Source organism: Flavobacterium sp. CF108, assembly GCF_900129795.1.
Lineage (GTDB): Bacteria > Bacteroidota > Bacteroidia > Flavobacteriales > Flavobacteriaceae > Flavobacterium.
This window is the reverse complement of the sequence record NZ_FQWW01000004.1, coordinates 87,906-108,077: the sequence shown is the minus strand read 5'-3', so window position 1 is coordinate 108,077 and position 20,172 is coordinate 87,906. Positions and strand designations below refer to the sequence as shown.

19 protein-coding genes are annotated in these 20,172 nt (G+C 33.8%); 9 read left to right on the top strand and 10 right to left on the bottom strand.

Annotated elements, in window-relative coordinates; translation table 11 throughout:
- Nucleotides 1-88: 88 nt before the first annotated feature.
- Nucleotides 89-706, top strand: coding sequence for a thioredoxin family protein (locus tag BUE10_RS12200; protein ID WP_073485454.1), 618 nt, complete (start codon nt 89-91; stop codon nt 704-706).
- 371 nt (nt 707-1,077) lie between these two features.
- Here BUE10_RS12200 and truB read toward each other — a convergent pair whose 3' ends face one another.
- The 6 genes from truB to BUE10_RS12170 form a co-directional block, all read right to left on the bottom strand.
- Nucleotides 1,078-1,770: a tRNA pseudouridine(55) synthase TruB gene (gene truB / locus BUE10_RS12195; protein WP_073485452.1), complete on the bottom strand. Its 693-nt coding sequence runs from the start codon at nt 1,768-1,770 to the stop codon at nt 1,078-1,080.
- Nucleotides 1,770-2,567 carry an undecaprenyl-diphosphate phosphatase gene (locus BUE10_RS12190; RefSeq protein WP_073485451.1) on the bottom strand — a complete coding sequence of 266 codons (798 nt, stop codon included), beginning with the start codon at nt 2,565-2,567 and terminating at the stop codon, nt 1,770-1,772. Before BUE10_RS12190 ends, truB begins: the two co-directional genes overlap by 1 nt.
- Nucleotides 2,568-2,651: 84 nt before the next feature.
- Nucleotides 2,652-2,906 carry a DUF3098 domain-containing protein gene (locus BUE10_RS12185; RefSeq protein ID WP_073485449.1) on the bottom strand — a complete coding sequence of 85 codons (255 nt, stop codon included), beginning with the start codon at nt 2,904-2,906 and terminating at the stop codon, nt 2,652-2,654.
- A gap of 88 nt (nt 2,907-2,994) precedes the next feature.
- Nucleotides 2,995-3,870, bottom strand: a complete 876-nt coding sequence (locus tag BUE10_RS12180; protein WP_073485447.1) for a cell division protein FtsX — start codon at nt 3,868-3,870, stop codon at nt 2,995-2,997.
- 310 nt (nt 3,871-4,180) lie between these two features.
- Nucleotides 4,181-6,742: a TonB-dependent receptor gene (locus BUE10_RS12175; RefSeq protein ID WP_073485444.1), complete on the bottom strand. Its 2,562-nt coding sequence runs from the start codon at nt 6,740-6,742 to the stop codon at nt 4,181-4,183.
- Between the two features lie 96 nt (nt 6,743-6,838).
- Complete coding sequence (locus tag BUE10_RS12170) at nt 6,839-7,186, bottom strand: winged helix-turn-helix domain-containing protein (protein ID WP_073485442.1); 348 nt, start codon at nt 7,184-7,186, stop codon at nt 6,839-6,841.
- Between the two features lie 198 nt (nt 7,187-7,384).
- On the opposite strand from BUE10_RS12170, the gene BUE10_RS12165 reads away from it, so the two are divergent.
- From BUE10_RS12165 to BUE10_RS12145, 5 genes are all read left to right on the top strand, one after another.
- Nucleotides 7,385-10,537, top strand: a complete 3,153-nt coding sequence (locus BUE10_RS12165) for a leucine--tRNA ligase (RefSeq protein WP_073485440.1) — start codon at nt 7,385-7,387, stop codon at nt 10,535-10,537.
- Nucleotides 10,538-10,990: 453 nt separating this feature from the next.
- Nucleotides 10,991-11,839, top strand: coding sequence for an alpha/beta fold hydrolase (locus tag BUE10_RS12160; protein WP_073485438.1), 849 nt, complete (start codon nt 10,991-10,993; stop codon nt 11,837-11,839).
- Between the two features lies 1 nt (nt 11,840).
- A complete protein-coding gene (locus BUE10_RS12155; protein WP_073485436.1) occupies nt 11,841-12,314 on the top strand; it encodes an RNA polymerase sigma factor in 474 nt (157 codons plus the stop codon).
- The gene (locus tag BUE10_RS12150; RefSeq protein ID WP_073485434.1) at nt 12,301-12,894 is read left to right on the top strand and encodes a hypothetical protein; all 594 of its coding nucleotides are present in this window, start codon (nt 12,301-12,303) and stop codon (nt 12,892-12,894) included. The genes BUE10_RS12155 and BUE10_RS12150 overlap by 14 nt, the downstream gene beginning before the upstream one ends.
- 150 nt (nt 12,895-13,044) lie before the next feature.
- Nucleotides 13,045-13,731, top strand: coding sequence for a zinc metallopeptidase (locus BUE10_RS12145; RefSeq protein WP_073485432.1), 687 nt, complete (start codon nt 13,045-13,047; stop codon nt 13,729-13,731).
- A gap of 541 nt (nt 13,732-14,272) precedes the next feature.
- Here BUE10_RS12145 and BUE10_RS12140 read toward each other — a convergent pair.
- From BUE10_RS12140 to BUE10_RS12130, 3 genes are all read right to left on the bottom strand, one after another.
- Complete coding sequence (locus BUE10_RS12140) at nt 14,273-14,743, bottom strand: Lrp/AsnC family transcriptional regulator (RefSeq protein ID WP_035681816.1); 471 nt, start codon at nt 14,741-14,743, stop codon at nt 14,273-14,275.
- 308 nt (nt 14,744-15,051) lie between these two features.
- Entirely contained in the window at nt 15,052-15,801 is a 750-nt protein-coding gene (locus BUE10_RS12135) for a uroporphyrinogen-III synthase (protein WP_053472472.1), read from the bottom strand.
- Between the two features lie 14 nt (nt 15,802-15,815).
- On the bottom strand, nt 15,816-16,484 hold the full coding sequence (locus BUE10_RS12130; protein WP_073485431.1) for a DUF4271 domain-containing protein: 669 nt from the start codon (nt 16,482-16,484) through the stop codon (nt 15,816-15,818).
- A gap of 107 nt (nt 16,485-16,591) precedes the next feature.
- Here BUE10_RS12130 and BUE10_RS12125 point away from each other — a divergent pair, with 107 nt between their 5' ends.
- Genes BUE10_RS12125 through BUE10_RS12115 form a run of 3 tightly spaced genes read left to right on the top strand, consistent with a single transcriptional unit; the run spans nt 16,592 to nt 19,165 of the window.
- Complete coding sequence (locus tag BUE10_RS12125; RefSeq protein ID WP_073485429.1) at nt 16,592-17,317, top strand: polyprenol monophosphomannose synthase; 726 nt, start codon at nt 16,592-16,594, stop codon at nt 17,315-17,317.
- Nucleotides 17,318-17,326: 9 nt separating this feature from the next.
- On the top strand, nt 17,327-18,667 hold the full coding sequence (locus BUE10_RS12120; RefSeq protein ID WP_073485427.1) for a dihydroorotase: 1,341 nt from the start codon (nt 17,327-17,329) through the stop codon (nt 18,665-18,667).
- Between the two features lie 9 nt (nt 18,668-18,676).
- Nucleotides 18,677-19,165, top strand: coding sequence for a DUF4296 domain-containing protein (locus BUE10_RS12115; RefSeq protein WP_073485425.1), 489 nt, complete (start codon nt 18,677-18,679; stop codon nt 19,163-19,165).
- A 3-nt stretch (nt 19,166-19,168) separates the two neighbouring features.
- Here the strand turns inward: BUE10_RS12115 and BUE10_RS12110 are convergent, their stop codons facing one another.
- Nucleotides 19,169-20,170, bottom strand: coding sequence for an NAD-dependent epimerase/dehydratase family protein (locus BUE10_RS12110; RefSeq protein WP_073485423.1), 1,002 nt, complete (start codon nt 20,168-20,170; stop codon nt 19,169-19,171).
- Nucleotides 20,171-20,172 lie beyond the last annotated feature (2 nt).

The window sequence follows — 20,172 nt, the reverse complement described above, 5'->3', positions numbered from 1 at the left end:
TTTTTTTATTTTTTCTTTCGAATGTGATAAAAGTCATTCGAGGTTCTTTTTAAAATCCGTAATTTTATAGTAAGCAAAATAAACCTCTATGAAAAGTACTGTAGCCAAAGCATTATTCAACAGTCATTCTTATGCTGAATATCGAAAATTAGTTACTGATTTATTATCTGAAGGAAAATCAACAGGAAGCGAACAGTCTGAAAGTCTGACTAATTATTCCAAATTGAACGAAGCCAGAATGAATCGATTAGAAAAAACAATCAAAATCTCTGAAGAAGTCATTTCAAAACTGCAGCATCTGGATAATCATTATATCTGGCTTGTAATTTCAGAAGGCTGGTGTGGTGATGCAGCGCAGATTCTTCCCATTTTAGATAAAATGGCGAACGAGTCTAATAAAAAAATTGATCTTCGAATTGTACTTCGTGATGAAAACGACGAATTAATGAGTCAATATTTAACAAACGGCGGAAGAGCAATTCCAAAAGTTATTGTGATTTGTAAAGAAGCCGGAATTGTTCGTACAGATTGGGGACCAAGACCAAAAGGCGCAACCGAATTAATGAACAATCATAAAAGAGACGTCGGTCCAATTGATGAAAAAATTAAAACCGATTTGCAATTATGGTATCTCGCTGATAAAGGAATTTCTGTGCAGGAAGAGTTGATCGAAATCATGGAAAATATCAAATATAACCGACTTTAATTGTTGATTACTTTTGTAATACTTGTCTGAAACCCTTTAGTGGTAAAGCGTTGATAGTAAATGCTATAATGTTTTTAAAAAATGTAAGAAATTATTTTTTTTATTAGAAAATTTTGTATCTTGCTATAACCAATCCCACTTCTATTATATATTTTTTGATTTACTCTTTTTATTGGTGTCTATTTTCTACTAACAATTAAAAATGCACTATTATGAAAAAGTTATTCGAAAGGTTTTATGATTTTTTCTCCATGTTCTTGTTTGGAGGTAAAAATGTTCCACACTATTGATTTGTAGAAAACAAATATGGTGTAACATTATTCTAGGAGTAGGCACATTACAAATTTCACATATGTAATGTGCTTCTTGTTTTATGAAGAAAGACTTTCTTCAAACAACGTAATATCAATCGCATTTTTTACGTCATAATCGCCAATCTTTGTTCTGCGTAAAACAGTTAAATGTGAGCCAGAATTCATTGCTTTTCCAAAATCGTAAGCAAGAGAACGAATATAAGTTCCTTTACTGCAAACTACTCTAAAATCAATTTCAGGCAATTCTATTCTTGTAATTTCAAATTCGTGAATCGTAGTTTTTCTGCTTTCAATTTCTATAGATTCTCCGGCGCGCGCATGTTCATATAAACGAACACCATCTTTTTTAATAGCCGAAAAAATAGGTGGTTTCTGGTTGATTTCGCCTAAAAACTGTTTTACTGTTTCGTGAATCAAAGCTTCATCGATATGTTCCGTTGGAAAAGTCTGATCGATTTCGGTTTCTAAATCATACGATGGAGTAGTGGCTCCAATATAAAATGTTCCCGTATATTCTTTTGCCTGACCCTGAAGTTCAGAAATTCTTTTGGTAAATTTTCCGGTACAAATTAATAATAAACCTGTTGCCAGTGGATCTAAAGTTCCGGCATGACCAATTTTAAACTTTTTTGGAAGTCCGACTTTATTAATTAAAAGGTATTTTAATTTATTGACCGCTTGAAACGAACTCCATTTTAAAGGTTTGTCTATCAATAAAACCTGTCCGTTTAAATATTCTTCGGGTGTCATTATATAATGGTAAGCGGGTGAATGAAAAAGTGAATCAGCAATAAGATGATTCCGGCAAGAATTCGGTAATAACCAAAAACTTTAAAACCGTTTTTAGTCAAAAATCCAATAAAGGTTTTAATAGCCAAAAGTGCTACAATAAAAGCAACTATATTTCCAATAACTAATATGTTGATTTGATCGTGAGATAATTCAAATCCGGCTTTATAATAATCGTAGCATTTTTTTACTGTTGCGCCCAGCATAGTTGGAACGGCAAGAAAAAACGAGAATTCGGCAGCCGTTGTTCTTGATAGTTTTTGAGACATTCCGCCCACAATACTCGCGCCGCTTCGTGAAACTCCCGGAATCATCGCGACACATTGAAATAATCCAATTTTTACGGCTTGTAAATACGTGATTTCTTGTGAAGTTTCGGCAGTATTTGGGTTGTTGAACCATTCGTCAACTTTCAATAAAATTAATCCTCCAATTAAAAGAGAAACCGCAACTGTAATTGGATTTTCTAATAAACCATCAATAAAGTCACTCAGTAATAATCCTAAAACTACGGCCGGAATAAAAGCAACTAAAAGTTTAAAGTAAAAATCAAGCGTTTGAAAGAAACGTTTAAAGTATAAAACAACAACCGAAAGGATAGCACCAAGCTGAATAACAATTGTGAAAAGTTTAGTGAAATCTTCGTGTGCGATCCCAAAAAAAGAAGAGGCAATAATCATGTGACCAGTTGAAGAAACAGGTAAAAATTCTGTAATTCCTTCAATAATGGCAAGAACGATAGCTTGTAATGTGTTCATTAGAAATTTTAGATTTCAGATTTTAGATTTCAGATTGTTCTTTTCGCTGCGCTCAAAGTTTTAATTGAAATCTATAAACCTAATTTATTTAGATTTTTTGAAAATAGAATAAATCGTGATTCCAAAACCAATTAAAACAGTAGTTGGAGCTAAACGAATACGTCTAAAACTAAAAACATCCTCATTAAAAACATTCGGATTATCGCTTCCACCGCCAGACATTAAAATAAATCCTAATGCAATTACAGCAATACCAATTAATAGAATTTTGTAATTGATACTGTCAAAAAGGAATTCCTGTTTTTGCTGTTGTTCTTCTTTAATATTGTTGTTTTTCATTTTGTCATTGCGAGGAACGAAGCAATCTTATCCTCTGTTTTATATGAGTTTATTTTTAAATCTAAAATCTACAGTCTGCAATCTAAAATTAATAAAGATCGTCAGTTCTCAAATTAAGGAAACGCTGTGTTGCAAAGTGCGTGCTTACCCAAGTAATTAAAACTCCTAATCCGAAAACGGCCAATAAAACCAATCCAATTAAAGCTTTATCTTCTAAAATTCCTAAACCAGGGAAATTAGTTTCTACATAGAATAAAAGTCCAATTAAGCAGATAATTGCCAATAAAGCGCCAAGCATTCCTAATTTTACGCTGCGTGTTACAAAAGGCTTACGAATAAACGATTTTGTAGCACCTACCATCTGCATGGTTTTAATAATAAAACGGTTGGAATGAATAGACAAACGCAGCGAACTATTGATTAATAAAACAGCAATTACAGTAAGGAAACCACTGATAATCAAAATCCACATACTTACTCTTTTTATATTGTCGTTTACCAGATTTACTAATTGTTTGTCGTAAACAATGTCTTCAATCATAGTGTTTTGACGTAATGCGCTTTCGATTTTAGAGATACTGTCTCTTTCAACATAATCCGCTTTCAAGTGAATGTCGTATGAATTCAATAAAGGATTTTCGCCTAAGAATGTCAGGAAGTCTTCTCCAATAATATCAGTATGTTCTTTTGCTGCTTTTTCTTTGCTTACATAAACATAAGAAAGCGCAAAAGGAGCTCTTTTTAATTCTGAATCAAATGCTTTGATAATACTGTCATTCGCTTCGTTTTTAAAGAAAACCGTCATAGCGATTTTTTCTTTAAAATCATCTGCCAGTTTTTTAGAATTGATAATGAATAATCCCAGTACTCCCAAAAGGAATAAAACCAAGAATACACTTAATACAACCGAAAAATAAGAGGAAATTAACCTGCGTTTTTGAAATTTATCAAAATTAGAACTCATAGATACTTAAATTATGTGGTAAAAATAATAAAGAATTTCTTTATTTAAAGTTAATAACAAACTTTTATACTATAAATGTACGATTTGATATTGAATAGTTAAGGGAATTTAACCGCAAAGTTCGCTAAGGTTTACGCAAGGTTCGCAAAGTTTAAAGAGAATGGCCACAGATTAAAGGATTAGCACAGATTAGAAAAAATCATTTTAATCCTTTTAATCTGTGGCAAAAAAATGCTCAATGTTTGCAAGGTTATTGCGTTTATAACCGTATAACTTAGATAAAAATCTTTGCGAACTTTGCGGTTAAATATTAGATTTTGCTGGTTTCCCAAACTAGAGATAAATAATACAATCCGCCAATTGACGGTCCGCCAAGAATAGAAGTATAAGGTTTATTTAAAATATTCGTTCCGCCTAATTTTGTAGTAAGACCAGTTTTTTTGAAATTGTAATTGATTTGTGCATCCATTGACCAATAAGCCGGAACAGTTCCGCTGACTAAAAAAGAAACATAATCAAAATTGTTTTGATAACGCGCCGTAGCACTTGCGCTAAGATTTTTCCAGATGTTTTGAGCCATTAAAGTTCCGTTTACATTAAATTCCGGCGTGTTGAAGCCATCTTCTAAACCATCTTTATCATCAGTTCTGTCGAGTTTGGTGTAAGTAAGATTGGTTAAAGCCGTAAAAGTTTCATCAATTCGATATTTTAAACCTAAACTTCCACCATAATTGTAAATCTTACTTTTAGAATTAGTCCACAAGCGGTAACGATTTTGCGTGTTTTTTGAATATAAAGCAGTCGGAATTTGATTTGGATCTGTAGTATTTGGAATACTGGCTTCGACCTGAGCGATGAAATTTTTATACGAGTTATAATAGAAATCGGCATCAATAAAAAGATTTCGGTTTAATGTAATTCCTCTAAAACCAAATTCAAAAGACTTTACAAATTCAGGCTGTAAATAGGTATAAGGATTTTTTTGAATTGTATTTTTATTCTTTTCAATAGCCTGCGCCTGCGTTAAACCGTTTGTGTTCACATCGCTGTTTACCTGCGCCTGAAATTTATCGATAGAAGCTTTTGTGTATGAATTCTCAAAAATACCATCAGACATAATTCGTAAACCGCCAACACGTTTTACGCCGCCGGAATTCACGTTAGAAAACCCTTCGAAAATACTCGGAAATCGATATCCGTTTTGATACGAAGCTCTAAAATTAAGCGCTTCTTTTGGAGAATAAACAGCCGTGAACTGCGGTGTAAATTTAGCATCAAAATAATCAGCTTTATCAATTCGTATTGTTGCGCCTAAACGTAATTTGGAACGAAATAAATCTTTTGTCAATTGAGTAAAACCTCCCGTTTTTTGATACGTCAGGTTTTCATCAGCATGAACAGGATTTATAAAATAATTTCCATCGGGAACAATAATATAATTTCTATAATCGAAACCGCTTAAAAGTTTAGCCTCGATTTTTTCGAAGAAACCAACAAAAGCTTTGTCCCAATTGAACAAACCTTCACCATGAACTAAAGTCGATTTTACACGCAAAGCCGCGCCAATATCCCAGTTATTGATATCGATTAGTTCGTTTTTTTTGTTTTCATAAGCCTCAGTTCCCGGTTCAAATCGACCTTGATCAGACTGCGTTCTGGCAATTCTGTGAGCATCAGCAATTGAAGCGCCATTTGTAACCGCATTTTTATAAGCAGTGCTGTAATCAGCAAACCATTTATCATCAGATTTATAAGCGCGATCCATGTTTTCGGCTAAAGAACGCATGTTGTATGAGTTTCCGGTATTTTCGGTTGTAGCATACGCTTTTACCTGAAAAATAGGAGTGTGATAATCTACCGCAAACTGGTTTAAAGTATAATCGTCAAGCCTAAAACGGTTCGAACGCTGATAAATAGTATTGATTAAAGCGGTTTTATACGTTACAGAAAGTTCATTTCCTTGCTTTGGACGAAAATAAAATCCAACATCAGCTTTATAGTTTTTGATATCATAATTAGAAATTTCTGTTTCGCGATAACCCGTTCTGGCAACAACATAATTTTTACCGTTTAGGTTTAATGTTTTTCGGTTTGCTGATTCATTTCCGTAACCATTTACTTCATCGTAAGCCGGATTATCGGCACCAAATAAATTGGTAGAAGCATTTGCATTTGGAGCTAAATCGGTTCTGTCATCCGCAGCCCAATCTGTTCCTCCAGTTGAAGAAGCATTAATCTTAAAAGCGAATTTTTCATTGAAAGCTTTTGCCAATCTCAAATTAAACTGCGAATAAACTTTTGGTGAAAACCGGTCAATGTTTCCAACATGATTTACACCAGTTAATTGCTGCACAGCGATTCCCTGATACTCAAAAGGATTTTTAGTCTGGATATTGGCCAATCCATTAATAGCATTCATTCCGTACAAAGCCGCGGCAGTTCCCGGAATAATTTCAATTTTATCAATATCAAGTTCATTGGCACCCAGCGCATTTGCAATTGGTGCGCCCAAATGCGGAGCCTGATTATCAATTCCGTCCACTAATTGTGCAAATCTAACATTGGTCGAATTCGCAAAACCTCTAGTATTAATCACTTTAAAACCCAAACTTGGCGTAATAATCTGAACGCCTTTTACATTTTCCAACGCTTCATAAATACTTGCCGATCCCATATTTTTGGCTTCCGCCGATTTTAATTGTTCAATTGTTATGGGCGAACGCATTAAATTTTCAGGACGTCGGGATGCTGTTATTACAACTTCGTTTAATTCTTCTTTTTTTATACTGTCTTGTTTTGCTTTAGAATTTTCGGTTTGAGAAAAACTTTTCAGGCTTATAATTAGAAAAAACAGAAATAGTTTTTGGTTCATGTTTTTGGTTTTATTTCAGTATGTTTCAAAATGAATACTGATGGTTAAAAAAAATGGTCTTGGTTAATTTGTTTTTTTTAATGATAATAATTGAGATTAAAATTTCAGATTTTGAGTTTCTTTTTCAGCAAAATCTTTAATACGTTTTTCGAGTTCGTAAAAAGTAATTATCGCTCTTTCTCCGGCTTCTGTCAATCTTGCGCCGCCGCCGCCTTTTCCTCCCAATAGTTTTTCAACAAGCGGACTTTCGGCACGCTGGTTCATTTCTTCAACTAATTGCCAGGCTTGTCGATACGCCATTTTCATTTCTTTTGCAGCATTTGTAATCGAACCTGTTTTTCGAATATTTTCTAAAAGCCAGATTTTACCAATACCAAGAAAGGCGCCTTCTGCTCCTTCAATCCAAACCCGAACTTCGATATTGTATTTCTTATTTTCTACCATAGATTTCAGTGCAAATAAGTATTTGTAATTGCAATAATACGTATTTTTACTTAATTGTAAATACGTAAAACGTAAATTTATTTGTTTGTCAATGAAATAGCTTTGGTACAAACGACAATAAATGTAAATTTGCGCCTAATAATTAATTTAGTGAAAAGCCTTAGAACCTTAGTAACTTAGAATTTTAGTCACTTAGAAATGAAGTACAATCCAAACGAAATTGACGCCAAATGGCAAAAATATTGGGCAGAAAATCAAACTTTTGCAGCAAAAAATAACTCTGAAAAACCTAAACATTATGTTCTCGATATGTTTCCTTATCCATCTGGAGCAGGATTACACGTTGGGCATCCGCTGGGTTATATAGCTTCAGATGTGTATTCTCGTTTCAAAAGACATCAAGGCTTCAATGTTTTACACCCAATGGGTTACGACAGTTTCGGATTGCCGGCAGAGCAATATGCAATTCAAACAGGGCAGCGTCCTGAAGATACAACACGTGTAAATATTGACGGTGGAGTAGATAAAGAAGGAAAGCAGATTGCCGGATACAGAAAACAATTAGATAAAATAGGATTTTCATTTGACTGGAGTCGTGAAGTACGAACTTCAAATCCTGATTATTATAAACACACACAATGGATTTTTATTCAGTTGTTCAATTCTTGGTATTGCAGAAAACAAGGACAGGCATTTGAAATTTCAGAGCTTGTAAAGGTTTTTGAAGAAAGCGGAAATGCATTGGTTGAAGCAGTATGCGATGACAATGTTGCGATTTTTACTGCAGAGGAATGGAATTCTTATTCTGAAGATCAAAAAGAAAAAATCTTGTTGCAATACAGAATGACGTATTTGGCAGAAACCGAAGTAAACTGGTGTCCTGGTTTAGGAACTGTTTTGGCAAATGACGAAATTGTAAACGGAGTTTCGGAACGTGGAGGCTTTCCTGTTATAAGAAAAAAAATGACACAATGGAGTATGCGAATTTCTGCTTATGCCGAACGTTTGCTTCAAGGTTTAAATGATATTGACTGGAGCGAATCTATAAAAGAATCTCAAAGAAATTGGATCGGGAAATCAGTTGGTGCTTTGGTGACTTTTAATGTGAAAAATCACGATGAAGTAATTGAAGTTTTTACTACAAGACCTGATACTATTTTTGGAGTTACTTTTATGACTTTGGCGCCAGAACATGATTTGGTGGCTAAAATTACAACTCCAGAACAAAAAGCTGCTGTTGAAGCGTATATAGAAAAAACAGCAAAACGTTCTGAACGTGAGCGTATGGCCGATGTAAAAACTATTTCGGGAGTATTTACAGGAGCTTATGCGGAACATCCTTTTACAAAAGAAGCTATTCCAGTTTGGATTGGTGATTATGTTTTAGCTGGTTACGGAACGGGTGCTGTAATGGCGGTTCCTTGCGGAGACGAAAGAGATTATGCTTTTGCTAATTTCTTTAAAGGTCAAAACGGAATGCAGGAAATCAAAAATATCTTTGCTAATGTTGATATTTCTGAAGCGGCTTACGGATCAAAAGACAATGTTAAAATCGCAAATTCTGATTTCTTAAATGGATTAAATTACAAAGATGCAACAGCAAAAGCGATTTATAAATTAGAAGAAATAGGGCAGGGAACAGGAAAAACAAATTACCGTTTGCGTGATGCAGTTTTCTCTCGTCAGCGTTATTGGGGAGAACCGTTCCCAGTTTATTATGTAAACGGATTGCCGAAAATGATTGATACGCAGCATTTGCCGATTATTTTACCGGAGGTTGAGAAATATTTACCAACAGAAGACGGTTTGCCTCCTTTAGGAAATGCAGCTGTTTGGGCTTGGGATAGTGTTAAGTGTTCAGTAGTTAGTACGCAGTTGATTGACAATGTGACTATTTTTCCTCTGGAATTGAATACAATGCCAGGTTGGGCAGGAAGTTCGTGGTACTGGATGCGTTATATGGACGCACACAATGAAAACGAATTTGCAAGCAAAGAAGCTTTGGCTTACTGGGAAAGTGTAGATTTATACATTGGAGGTAGCGAGCACGCAACCGGACACTTATTGTATTCTCGTTTCTGGAACAAATTCTTAAAAGACAAAGGTTTTGCTCCAACCGAAGAACCATTCAAAAAACTGATTAATCAGGGGATGATTTTGGGGACTAGTGCTTTTGTTTCTAAGATTGGATTTAAAATTAGTGCTTTTAAAAAGCCAAAAGAATTACTTGAAGGAGAGAAAAAGACTTTAGCTCATCAAGTAAGTACTCAATTGGCGAGTGGAGATGAAGATTTTGAAAAATTTAATCAAATAGTAGAAAAAGTTGAAATTATAAACGATACTTATCTATCTACTGATGTTATTCAATATTTTAACATAACTTCTCAAAACGAAAATGACAAAGATTTTATGGAAATGCATCATAAACTTCTTCACCATTTTTTAGATGATGTTTATAAAGAATTGAGTGAAAATGGTTTTGATAAAAAGTATGATATAAAATTAAGCCCATTAAATGGAGTTAGATTATACAGATTGCATGTTCCTGTTAGTTTTGTTAATGGGAATGATGAATTAGATTTTGAAGACTTAAAAAAATCAGACTTTCAATATAAAGATGCTAAATTTTTAATGAAAAATGATAAGTTTTTTGTTTCTCGCGAAGTCGAAAAAATGTCAAAATCAAAATACAATGTGGTAACGCCAGATGATATTTGTGATGAATATGGAGCTGATACATTACGTTTGTACGAAATGTTTTTAGGGCCATTAGAGCAGGCAAAACCTTGGAATACTGCTGGTATTTCGGGAGTTTTTGGTTTCTTAAAAAAATTATGGAGATTGTATTTTGATGATAATGGTTTAATCGTAAACAACGACGAACCAACAAAAGACAACTTAAAATCATTACATAAAACAATCAAAAAAGTAGCAGAAGATATCGAGAATTTCTCTTTCAATACTTCGGTTTCACAGTTTATGATCTGTGTAAATGAATTGTCTTCTCAAAATTGTCATTCAAGAGCGATTTTAGAACCATTAGCTATTTTGGTTTCGCCTTATGCACCGCATATCGCAGAAGAATTATGGTCGCAGTTAGGACATACAACTTCAATTTCTGAAGTTGCTTTCCCAGCTTTTGATGAAAAACATTTAATTGAAACAAATAAAGAATATCCAGTTTCTTTCAACGGAAAAATGCGTTTCACAATCGAATTGCCTTTGGATTTAACCGCAGCACAAATCGAAGAAATCGTTATGAAAGACGAAAGAACGCAAAGACAATTAGATGGAAGAACTCCAAATAAAGTGATTATTGTTCCTGGAAAAATCATCAATTTGGTAGGGTAACCGAATTAGATTTCAATATAAAAATTCCAAATTCCAATTCTTGTTGGGGTTTGGGATTTTTTTTTGTGCTTATTTTTTTTGCCACGAATTGCACGAATTTTCACGAATTATTTTTTAGGGCAACGTTAAGTCTTTGCGAGGAACGAAGCAATCTCATATGCTGGATCAAGCTTCGTGTCTTAATTATAGTGAGGTTACTTCGTTCCTCGCAATGACAAAAATGTGAAAAAGCTTTGTGCTCTTTCTCGATAACTATCGGAATTACAAACAAAAAAACTTCCAAACTTTGCGAAAAACCTTAGCGCACTTTGCGTTACAAACCCACACCAACATTGGAATTTGGTCCCAATAGCTATAGGGATTCATTGAAGTTTTAAAAACTTTTGTAACATTTTAATAGTTCTCGTATCCAAAGAACGGATCCGATTATTTAACAACTTAAAACTATTAAAAATGAAAAAGTATATCATCTTAATTATCGCATTCTTATTCTCAGCATTATGTCTAAATGTTTTTGCACAAACAAAATCATATCCTTTCGAAGTTCTTAAAACCGGAAAAGGAAAACAATCCATTATATTCATTCCTGGATTTGCTTCTTCCGGCGAAGTTTGGAGCGAAACCAAAACCGCTTTCGAAAAAGATTTCACTTGTTATACACTTACAATGGCCGGATTTGCCGGAGCAAAACCACAGCCAAATCCTTCATTCGAAAACTGGAAAACAGGAATCGCCAATTACATCAAAGACAATAAAATAGAAAAACCAATTATAATCGGTCACAGCATGGGCGGTGGATTGGCGCTTGCCATAGCAGCAGATTACCCGGAATTAATTGGGAAAATTGTTGTTGTGGATGCTTTGCCTTGTTTGGCTGCTTTGACAGATCCTTCTTTTAAATCAAAAGAAAATAACGATTGTTCATCAACAGTAAATCAAATGACGGCAATGACCGAAACACAGTTTTATGATATGCAGAAACAAGCCATGCCGAGACTTTTGCAGGATATTTCAAAACTAGAAACGGTAATAAATTGGAGTGTAAAATCAGATAGAAAAACCTTTGCTCAAATGTATTGCGATTTCTTTAATACCGATTTGAGAGATAGAATCTCAACGATAAAATGTCCTTCGCTAATTTTATTAGAATCTTATTTTATAAATTTAAAACCGGCAATCGAAGGGCAGTATAAAAACCTAAAAACGGCTAATTTTCAATATGCTGATAAAGGTTTGCATTTTGTCATGTATGATGATACAGAATGGTATTTGGCACAATTAAACACTTTTTTAAAATCTTAAAATGGAATTCGAAGAAATCTATAAAACATATTGGGATAGAATTTTCAGGCTTTGTATGGGATTTGTAAACGATTATGACGCTGCACAGGATTTAGCTCAGGAAACGTTTATAATTGTCTGGCAAAAGCTGGAAACCTTTAGAAACGAATCTTCTATTGGAACCTGGATTTTTAGAATTGCGTCTAATAATTGTCTTCGACAGATTGAAAAACAAAAACGTTTTCCAAAATCAGATTTGCCAATTCATCTTTCAGAAGAAAAACAAACTTCATTAGAACCTCAAATTCAGTTTTTATACAAATGCATCGCTGAACTGCCCGAAACGGAACGTATCATTATTTCATTAGAATTAGAAGATGTCAGGCAGGCAGAAATTGCTAAAATTATTGGACTTTCTGAAGCCAATGTGCGAGTGAAAATTCACAGAATAAAAGAAAAACTGACTCAAAAATTTAAAGAAAATGGACAACGATAACAATATAGATTTTAAAGATTTATGGAAAAAACAATCCGTAAGTCAGCCCGATATGCAGGATTTGCTGGCACGAGTAAATAAGTTTAAAAGAGCGGGTTTAAGAAGTTTGTGGATTGCTAATATTTTGCTTTTCGCAACAACTGCGTTTATTGTTTTTGTATGGATCTATTATCAGCCGCAATTTATTTCGACTAAAATTGGAATCATTGTGACGATTCTGGCAATGATGATTTATTTATTTGTTTACAATAAATTATTGAGCAGCTATAAAAACATCGAAACAACGCAAACCAATCAGGAATACCTGCAAAATTTAATTCTGATTAAAAAGAAACAACAGTTTTTGCAAACCACAATGATGCGTTTTTATTTTGCCACGCTAACATTTGGGATTTGTTTGTATATGTATGAATATGCCAGCAGAATGACCTTTTTAGGAGCAAGTCTGGCATATGGCCTAACATTATTGTGGATGGCGATTAACTGGTTTTTTATTCTTCCTAAACAAATCAAAAAACAGCAGGCAAAAATAAATGCTCTGATTGAAAAGTTTGAAGAAATAAATAAGCAATTGTTATAAAGATAGATTTGTAGAGACGCACTTCAGTGCGTCTTTTGTGTTTTAATATGGTGTTTTTGTCTGAAAAAATGCCAAAATGACATTTTGTTAAAATGGTTCATAATTTGCAGTTTGTTTTGTAAATTTAAATTCAATCAAAAAGATAAAGATATGGGATATGAATATTTAATACTTGCCGGAGCGATAATGCTGTTTAGCTGGATGGTGAGTGCAAAACTTAAAAGTAAATTCGAATTATATTCTAAACTGCAATTACGAAACGGAATGAGCGGCGCAGAAATCGCTGAAAAAATGCTTGCTGATAACGGAATTAGAGATGTTCGTGTTATTTCGACTCCGGGTCAGCTAACAGATCATTATAATCCGTCAGATAAAACAGTAAACTTAAGTGAAGCGGTTTATAATCATCGAAATGCAGCAGCGGCTGCCGTTGCAGCTCACGAATGTGGACACGCTGTTCAGCATGCTATTGGTTACGAATGGTTAACGATGCGTTCTAAATTAGTGCCAATTGTAAATATAGCCTCAAGCTATATGCAGTGGATTTTATTGGCTGGAATTTTAATGATCAGAACTTTTCCGCAGTTGTTATTAGTTGGAATTATAATTTTTGCAGTAACAACATTATTTTCGATCATTACATTACCGGTAGAATACGATGCGAGTAACAGGGCTTTAGCATGGCTTGAAAATAAACACATGCTGACACAAGAAGAACAGGCCGGTGCAAAAGACGCCTTAAAATGGGCCGCAAGAACGTATGTTGTTGCCGCTCTTGGATCGATTGCAACGTTGTTGTACTATATCTCAATTTATTCCGGAAGCAGAAGGAATTAATGTGATAATTAGATAATTAGTCAATTAGATAATTTATAGCAAACCCGACAGGTTTTTAAAACCTGTCGGGTTTTGTTTTTTTTATCTATTTATTTTTTTAAATGATCTAGTCCATTCCGTGTAAGAGTATAAAAAACAAGGCCCACATAATTGTTAATACATAAATACAGTTTAGATATTTGGTTTCTTTAGATTCGTATAGTTTGAAGAATAAAACTATAACGCAAATTATACTTATTGGGACCGAGAGAAAAAATAAAATAGTACCAGAGCTAAGTCTTGAACGATTTCCAGGATCTAATAAAGTCAAGATGAAGGCTACTATGAAATAAATAACAAAACATAAAACGGTTTTAATCTCAAGTCTAATTTTTGGGATCATTTTTTTTGATATGAGCACGTTGGATTTTATTTTTAGGCTAATCGTCTGTCAGGCTGAGCGAAGTCGAAGCCCTCACATGCAATTAAGCCTTCGACTTCGCTCAGGGTGACAATTGTTCTTTAAGAAACTATCTAATTATCAAATTGCCACATTCTCTATTTACAATTGAATCTGTCTGTCAATCTGCTGATCTAGGGAGATAAAGGTTTCCGTTCTTGAAACACCTTCTATAGCCTGAATTTTAGTATTTAAAAGCTGCATTAAATGTTCGTTGTCGCGGCAGATAATTTTAATTAAAACCGACCAGTTTCCGGTTGTATAATGACATTCCAGAACTTCGGGTATTTTTTTTAAATCTTTTACGGCTTCAGAATTTCGGGAAGCTTTGTCAAGATAAACTCCCACAAAAGCCATAGTATTGTAGCCTAAAACCTTTGGATTTACAGTAAACTTCGAACCAGAAATAACACCAGACTGTTCCAGCTTTTTTAATCGCTGATGAATCGCAGCTCCCGAAATACCAATTTTATTGGCAATTTGTAAAATAGGTTTTCGAGCATCGTCCATAAGATATCGAAGGATTTCTTTGTCGATACCGTCAATTTCGATTAAAAGGGAGTTGATTTTCATAACTTATAATTTGAAACTATTTATTGTGATTTGGGTTTAGAATAGAAATCAAATATAGTTAAAAGGAAGGAAAAATAAAATTCAAACTTTTTAAATCCCAAATTCCAAATGGATTATACCTAGATAGTTATTCGAAATTCAAAATATAACCCGTGATTTCAACCACGGGGAGACAGATTGGGGATAATGGATTGCGTTCCAACGGTTGAAACTGTTGGCTATGTTGAAATAGATCTAAAACAAAAATTCCAAATCCCAACATAAAATTGGAATTTGGAATTTTAAAAATTTTAATATTTGTAAAAGGATTATTTTCCTTTGTTTGCTTCTGCAATATATTTTTCTAGAGCCATTGTCATAGAAGGCGTTTCAGGAGTTGGAGCAAGAATATCAATTCTTAAACCATGATCTAAAGCTTCTTTTTGAGTTGTGCTTCCAAAAACAGCAATTCTGGTGTTGTTTTGTTGAAAGTCCGGGAAGTTTTTAAATAAAGATTTAATTCCGGTTGGGCTAAAAAACGCTAAAACATCATAATAAACATCAGCAAGATCAGACAAGTCACTCATTACAGTTCTGTAAAAAATAGCTTGAGCCCAGTCTACTTTCAGGCCGTTTAATGTTATAGGAGCATCAGCATTTAACTGGTCAGATGCAGGAAGCAAAAACTTCTCGTCTTTGTACTTTTTGATAAGAGGAGATAAATCTGCAAAATCTTTTGCTCCAACGTAAATTTTACGTTTTCTGTACACAACATACTTTTGAAGATAAAACGCTACTGCTTCAGATTGACAAAAATATTTCAATCCTTCAGGAACTTTGTAACGCATTTCATCAGCCACTCTAAAAAAATGATCTACAGCATTTCGACTTGTTAAAATGATCGCAGTGTAATGATTAAGATCGATTTTTTGTAATCGAATCTCTTTTGCGCTAACCCCTTCCACATGAATAAATGGTCTGAAATCAATTTTTATTTTGTGTTTTTGTTGGAGCTCAAAGTAAGGAGAATTCTCCACTTTAGGTTCAGGCTGTGACACCAAAATTGTTTTCACTTTCATATTATAAACATTTTCTAAGCACTCCCTTTTGTTATCCAATAATAAAGAAAATAATAAGGCGCTATTTCAAGAGCGCAAAGATATAAAATAAAATAAAATAACTTACCGATTATTACGTTTTGATATGTTTTAATTGAAATAAAATAAGAGTATAGACTGATACAGAGCGAAATACCTATAGTTGCTAGCGGTACAATCGTTGAAATATTATCATAATAAAACAAAATTGCATTGATTGGAAGGATTAAAACGCCAATATAAGTTCTGTAAGTAACTTTTTGCAAATTAAAAAGCTCCACAAAGTCGTCAATGTTGAATGCTGCAGCTACAATTTTCTCAACTAAGTATTTTGCCAGAATAAAATAAAGCAGAAAAGTTGCGATTTGAATGAACAAAATATAATCGGTTTTTGAAGCTTTATCATAAATGTTCATCGTTAGCAAAATAAAAAAGGCAAACGAAATAACCTGCACAAAAAATAAACCAACCGTAAAGCTGCTTTTCATGTGGCTGTTATCCCGATAAATTTTTGCATACTTATCTGAAAAAATAAGCTTACTAAATTCTGAAAAACGAGTTTCATAAGCAGATTTTGTCATGGCAACAACAGCAAAGGTCAGGACAAATAAAGCCGTTGCCCAGTCTTTGTTTTCAATAATTCGTGGATGAAGGTGTTCAATCATAGCGCCACAAAATTAGTAATTTTTTGTATCAATAGTTTTATTATGTATTTATTATGAACCAAATGCTATAAAAAGTTTACTTTTGCGGTGAAATTACCGAGAAAAAAATGAGTGATAGTATTGTCATAATCCCTACTTATAACGAAATTGAAAACATAGAAAGTATAGTGAGAGCTGTACTTTCGCAGCATAAATCTTTTCACCTGCTAATAATCGACGATAATTCGCCGGACCATACCGCCGATAAAGTTGTCGCATTACAGGAAGAATATCCGGGAAGATTATTTCTTGAAAAAAGAGCTAAAAAAGCCGGTTTAGGAACCGCTTATGTTCATGGTTTTAAATGGTCATTAGAACATAAATATGATTTTATTTTTGAAATGGATGCCGATTTTTCGCATAACCCAAATGATCTTGAAAAATTATACGATGCCTGCCACTTCGGAGGTGCCGATTTAGCCATTGGATCCCGTTATGTTACAGGCGTAAATGTGGTAAACTGGCCTTTAAGCAGAGTTTTAATGTCCTATTTTGCATCTGTTTATGTAAAATTTATTACCGGAATGAAAATTCACGATGCAACAGCCGGTTTTGTTTGTTATAAAAGAGAAGTTTTAGAGAAAATTAACCTGAACAAAATAAAGTTTGTTGGATATGCGTTTCAAATCGAAATGAAGTACAGAACTTATTGTGCTAAATTTGAAATAAAAGAAGTGCCTATTATTTTTACAGACAGAACAAAAGGAGTTTCAAAAATGAGTAATGCCATTATTAAAGAAGCAATTCTAGGTGTAATTTCTCTTCGATTAAAAAAATTAGTCAATACATTATAAAGATAGAACATGAATAGGATTTTAATAAAAAATGCCAAAATTGTAAACGAAGGATCTATTTTTGACGGAGATGTTTTGATCGAAAATGACTTAATCGTTGAGGTTGCAGACAGCATCAGTCTAAAAACATCAGATTGTATTGTTATTGATGCCGAAGGAAATTATCTAATGCCGGGTGCAATTGATGATCAGGTACATTTTAGAGAGCCGGGATTAACTCATAAAGGCGATATTGAATCAGAATCGAGAGCTGCAATTGCAGGAGGAATTACTTCTTTTATCGAACAGCCAAACACGGTTCCAAATGCGGTTACTCAGGAAATTTTAGAAGATAAATACCAAATTGCTGCCGAGAAATCATTTGCGAATTATTCGTTTATGATGGGAGCAACAAATGATAATCTGGAAGAAGTTTTAAAAACAAATCCAAAGAATGTTGCAGGAATTAAGATTTTCTTAGGTTCATCAACAGGAAATATGCTGGTTGACAAGGAAGAAACTCTAGAAAGAATCTTTTCAAGTACTCCAATGTTAATTGCGGTGCATTGCGAAGATGAAACTACGATTCAAAATAATTTAGCAGAATTCAAGGAAAAATACGGTGAAGATATTCCGGTAACGGCACACAATTTAATTAGAAGTGCCGAGGCTTGTTATCTTTCGTCTTCAAAAGCGGTGGCTTTGGCGAAAAAAACCGGAGCACGTTTGCATATTTTTCATCTTTCTACAGCAAAAGAAATGGAGTTGTTTACTAATAAAATTCCATTAGAAGATAAAAAAATCACCGCTGAGGTTTGTGTACATCATCTTTGGTTTACCGATGAAGATTACAAAACAAAAGGGAATTTCATCAAATGGAATCCTGCTGTTAAAACAGAACACGACAGAGCTGAACTTTGGAAAGCTTTAAATGACGGCCGAATTGATGTTATTGCAACAGACCATGCGCCTCATACTAAAGAAGAAAAATTACAATCATATTTAAAAGCTCCTTCTGGAGGGCCGCTTGTGCAGCACGCAGTTGTGGCAATGTTTGAGGCGCATCACCAAGGAAAAATCACTGTGGAGAAAATCGTGGAAAAAATGTGCCACAATCCTGCTAAGATTTTCAAAATTGAAAAAAGAGGGTTTGTTAAAGAAGGTTATTTTGCCGATTTAGTGATTGTAAACCCAAGTTTGCCGTGGAGTGTAAATTCAGATAATATTTTGTACAAATGCGGCTGGTCTCCATTTGAAAATATGGCTTTTAAATCTAGAATTACACATACTTTTGTAAACGGAGAATTGGTTTACAATAACTTTAAAGTAAAAGATGTCCGCGCCGGAAAACGATTATTGTTTGATAGATAAAAAGCTGAAATGAAGAATTGTTTAGTAATACTATTGGTTTTGTTTCTTTCTGTAAGTTGTAAAAAGGAGGTTGTAAAACAGCCTGCAAAACTTATTGAGAAAGATAAAATGATTGATATTATGTATGATTTGTCTCTTCTGGAAGCAATGAAATACCAACATCAGGAATTGTTAGATTCTACAGAAACGAGCCCAACGAAATTCATTTTAAAAAAATATAAAGTCGACAGTCTTCAGTTTGCTCAAAATAATATGTACTATGCTGCAGATTATGAGAACTACAAAGATATGTTTGATGAAGTAGGCAAGCGGTTAAAAGTAGCCGAGCGAGCTGCAGATTCTCTTGTTACAATTGAAAATAAAAAAGCAGCGAAAGAAGCCAAAAAGAAACTTAAAGAGACTCCAAAAACTCCGAAGGATTCAATCAAAAAAACTTCAAAACAACAAATAAATCTCGATTCGATAAGACGACAGATGAAAAAACCACCTAGAAGATAAGGTTTATAACTTCGAAATGTCTTTTATGTATTGATGTACATCTAAAAAAACTGTTCCCAGAACGGTTTTTATTTTTTCATTCGAATACAGATTTTTAGAATAAGATGCTTTTGCAGTCGCTTTTGTAATGGTTCTTTTTTGAAAAAATAAAGTCGAAAATATTCCGTCAGCAATCCAAAGGAAATTCATTAAAAAAGGTTTTGCATGAAGATGCGGTTTTTTGACTTTTAAAACATCGGCAATGGTGTTCAGAATATCTTTAAAAACAACATTGTCTGTAATTAAAGTAAAACGTTCGTTTTTAATATCGCTTTTCATTAACTGATACATTGTTTTTACAACATCATCAATAGAAATAAAACCAGTGCTTCCGAGTGTATAAAAAGGAAGTCCGTTTGCGACTTTTACATACAATTCTGCACTTCCCTGCTGTTTACTTTTCGTTTTCGGAATTGGGCCTAAAATAACACCCGGATTTACGATAATTACATCTAAACCTTCCTGATGCGCACGCCAGACTTCCATTTCGGCACCATATTTAGAAATGGCGTAATCGCTGTGTGGTTTTTCGGGATTCCAGTCGGTTTCTTCAGTAATATAAGTTTCATGTGGGGCTAAATCGCCAAGAGCGGCAATAGAACTCACAAAACAGAATTTCTTTATTCCTCTGGCAAGAGAAAAATTAACCATATTGGCTGTTCCTTCAATATTGGTTTTTCGGAGTATTTCTTCATCTGTAGGATCAAAAGAAATAAATGCGGCACAATGGTAAACGTAATCAATAGTATTAAAAGCAATTTCTAAAGAAGGAACATCTAAAATATCGGCTTCAAGCCATTCTATTTTTTCAAATAAATCAGCTTTTTGATACAATTCAAAAACCGATTTTGTTTTTTGAATATTGCTTTCGGTTCGGTAAATAGCCCGGACATTTTCTCCATTTTCAATTAAATGAAGCAATAAATGTGAGCCTACTAAACCTGTTCCGCCAGTTACTAATACCATTT

Coding starts and splice junctions, on each gene's coding strand:
- BUE10_RS12170 (WP_073485442.1), bottom strand. CDS start 7,186: ATGGTAGAAAATAAGAAATACAATATCGAAGTTCGGGTTTGGATTGAA.
- BUE10_RS12135 (WP_053472472.1), bottom strand. CDS start 15,801: ATGAAAGTGAAAACAATTTTGGTGTCACAGCCTGAACCTAAAGTGGAG.
- BUE10_RS12165 (WP_073485440.1), top strand. CDS start 7,385: ATGAAGTACAATCCAAACGAAATTGACGCCAAATGGCAAAAATATTGG.
- BUE10_RS12185 (WP_073485449.1), bottom strand. CDS start 2,906: ATGAAAAACAACAATATTAAAGAAGAACAACAGCAAAAACAGGAATTC.
- BUE10_RS12200 (WP_073485454.1), top strand. CDS start 89: ATGAAAAGTACTGTAGCCAAAGCATTATTCAACAGTCATTCTTATGCT.
- BUE10_RS12125 (WP_073485429.1), top strand. CDS start 16,592: ATGAGTGATAGTATTGTCATAATCCCTACTTATAACGAAATTGAAAAC.
- BUE10_RS12120 (WP_073485427.1), top strand. CDS start 17,327: ATGAATAGGATTTTAATAAAAAATGCCAAAATTGTAAACGAAGGATCT.
- BUE10_RS12190 (WP_073485451.1), bottom strand. CDS start 2,567: ATGAACACATTACAAGCTATCGTTCTTGCCATTATTGAAGGAATTACA.
- BUE10_RS12155 (WP_073485436.1), top strand. CDS start 11,841: ATGGAATTCGAAGAAATCTATAAAACATATTGGGATAGAATTTTCAGG.
- BUE10_RS12130 (WP_073485431.1), bottom strand. CDS start 16,484: ATGATTGAACACCTTCATCCACGAATTATTGAAAACAAAGACTGGGCA.
- BUE10_RS12140 (WP_035681816.1), bottom strand. CDS start 14,743: ATGAAAATCAACTCCCTTTTAATCGAAATTGACGGTATCGACAAAGAA.
- BUE10_RS12115 (WP_073485425.1), top strand. CDS start 18,677: ATGAAGAATTGTTTAGTAATACTATTGGTTTTGTTTCTTTCTGTAAGT.
- BUE10_RS12160 (WP_073485438.1), top strand. CDS start 10,991: ATGAAAAAGTATATCATCTTAATTATCGCATTCTTATTCTCAGCATTA.
- BUE10_RS12180 (WP_073485447.1), bottom strand. CDS start 3,870: ATGAGTTCTAATTTTGATAAATTTCAAAAACGCAGGTTAATTTCCTCT.
- BUE10_RS12175 (WP_073485444.1), bottom strand. CDS start 6,742: ATGAACCAAAAACTATTTCTGTTTTTTCTAATTATAAGCCTGAAAAGT.
- BUE10_RS12145 (WP_073485432.1), top strand. CDS start 13,045: ATGGGATATGAATATTTAATACTTGCCGGAGCGATAATGCTGTTTAGC.
- BUE10_RS12110 (WP_073485423.1), bottom strand. CDS start 20,170: ATGGTATTAGTAACTGGCGGAACAGGTTTAGTAGGCTCACATTTATTG.
- BUE10_RS12150 (WP_073485434.1), top strand. CDS start 12,301: ATGGACAACGATAACAATATAGATTTTAAAGATTTATGGAAAAAACAA.
- truB (WP_073485452.1), bottom strand. CDS start 1,770: ATGACACCCGAAGAATATTTAAACGGACAGGTTTTATTGATAGACAAA.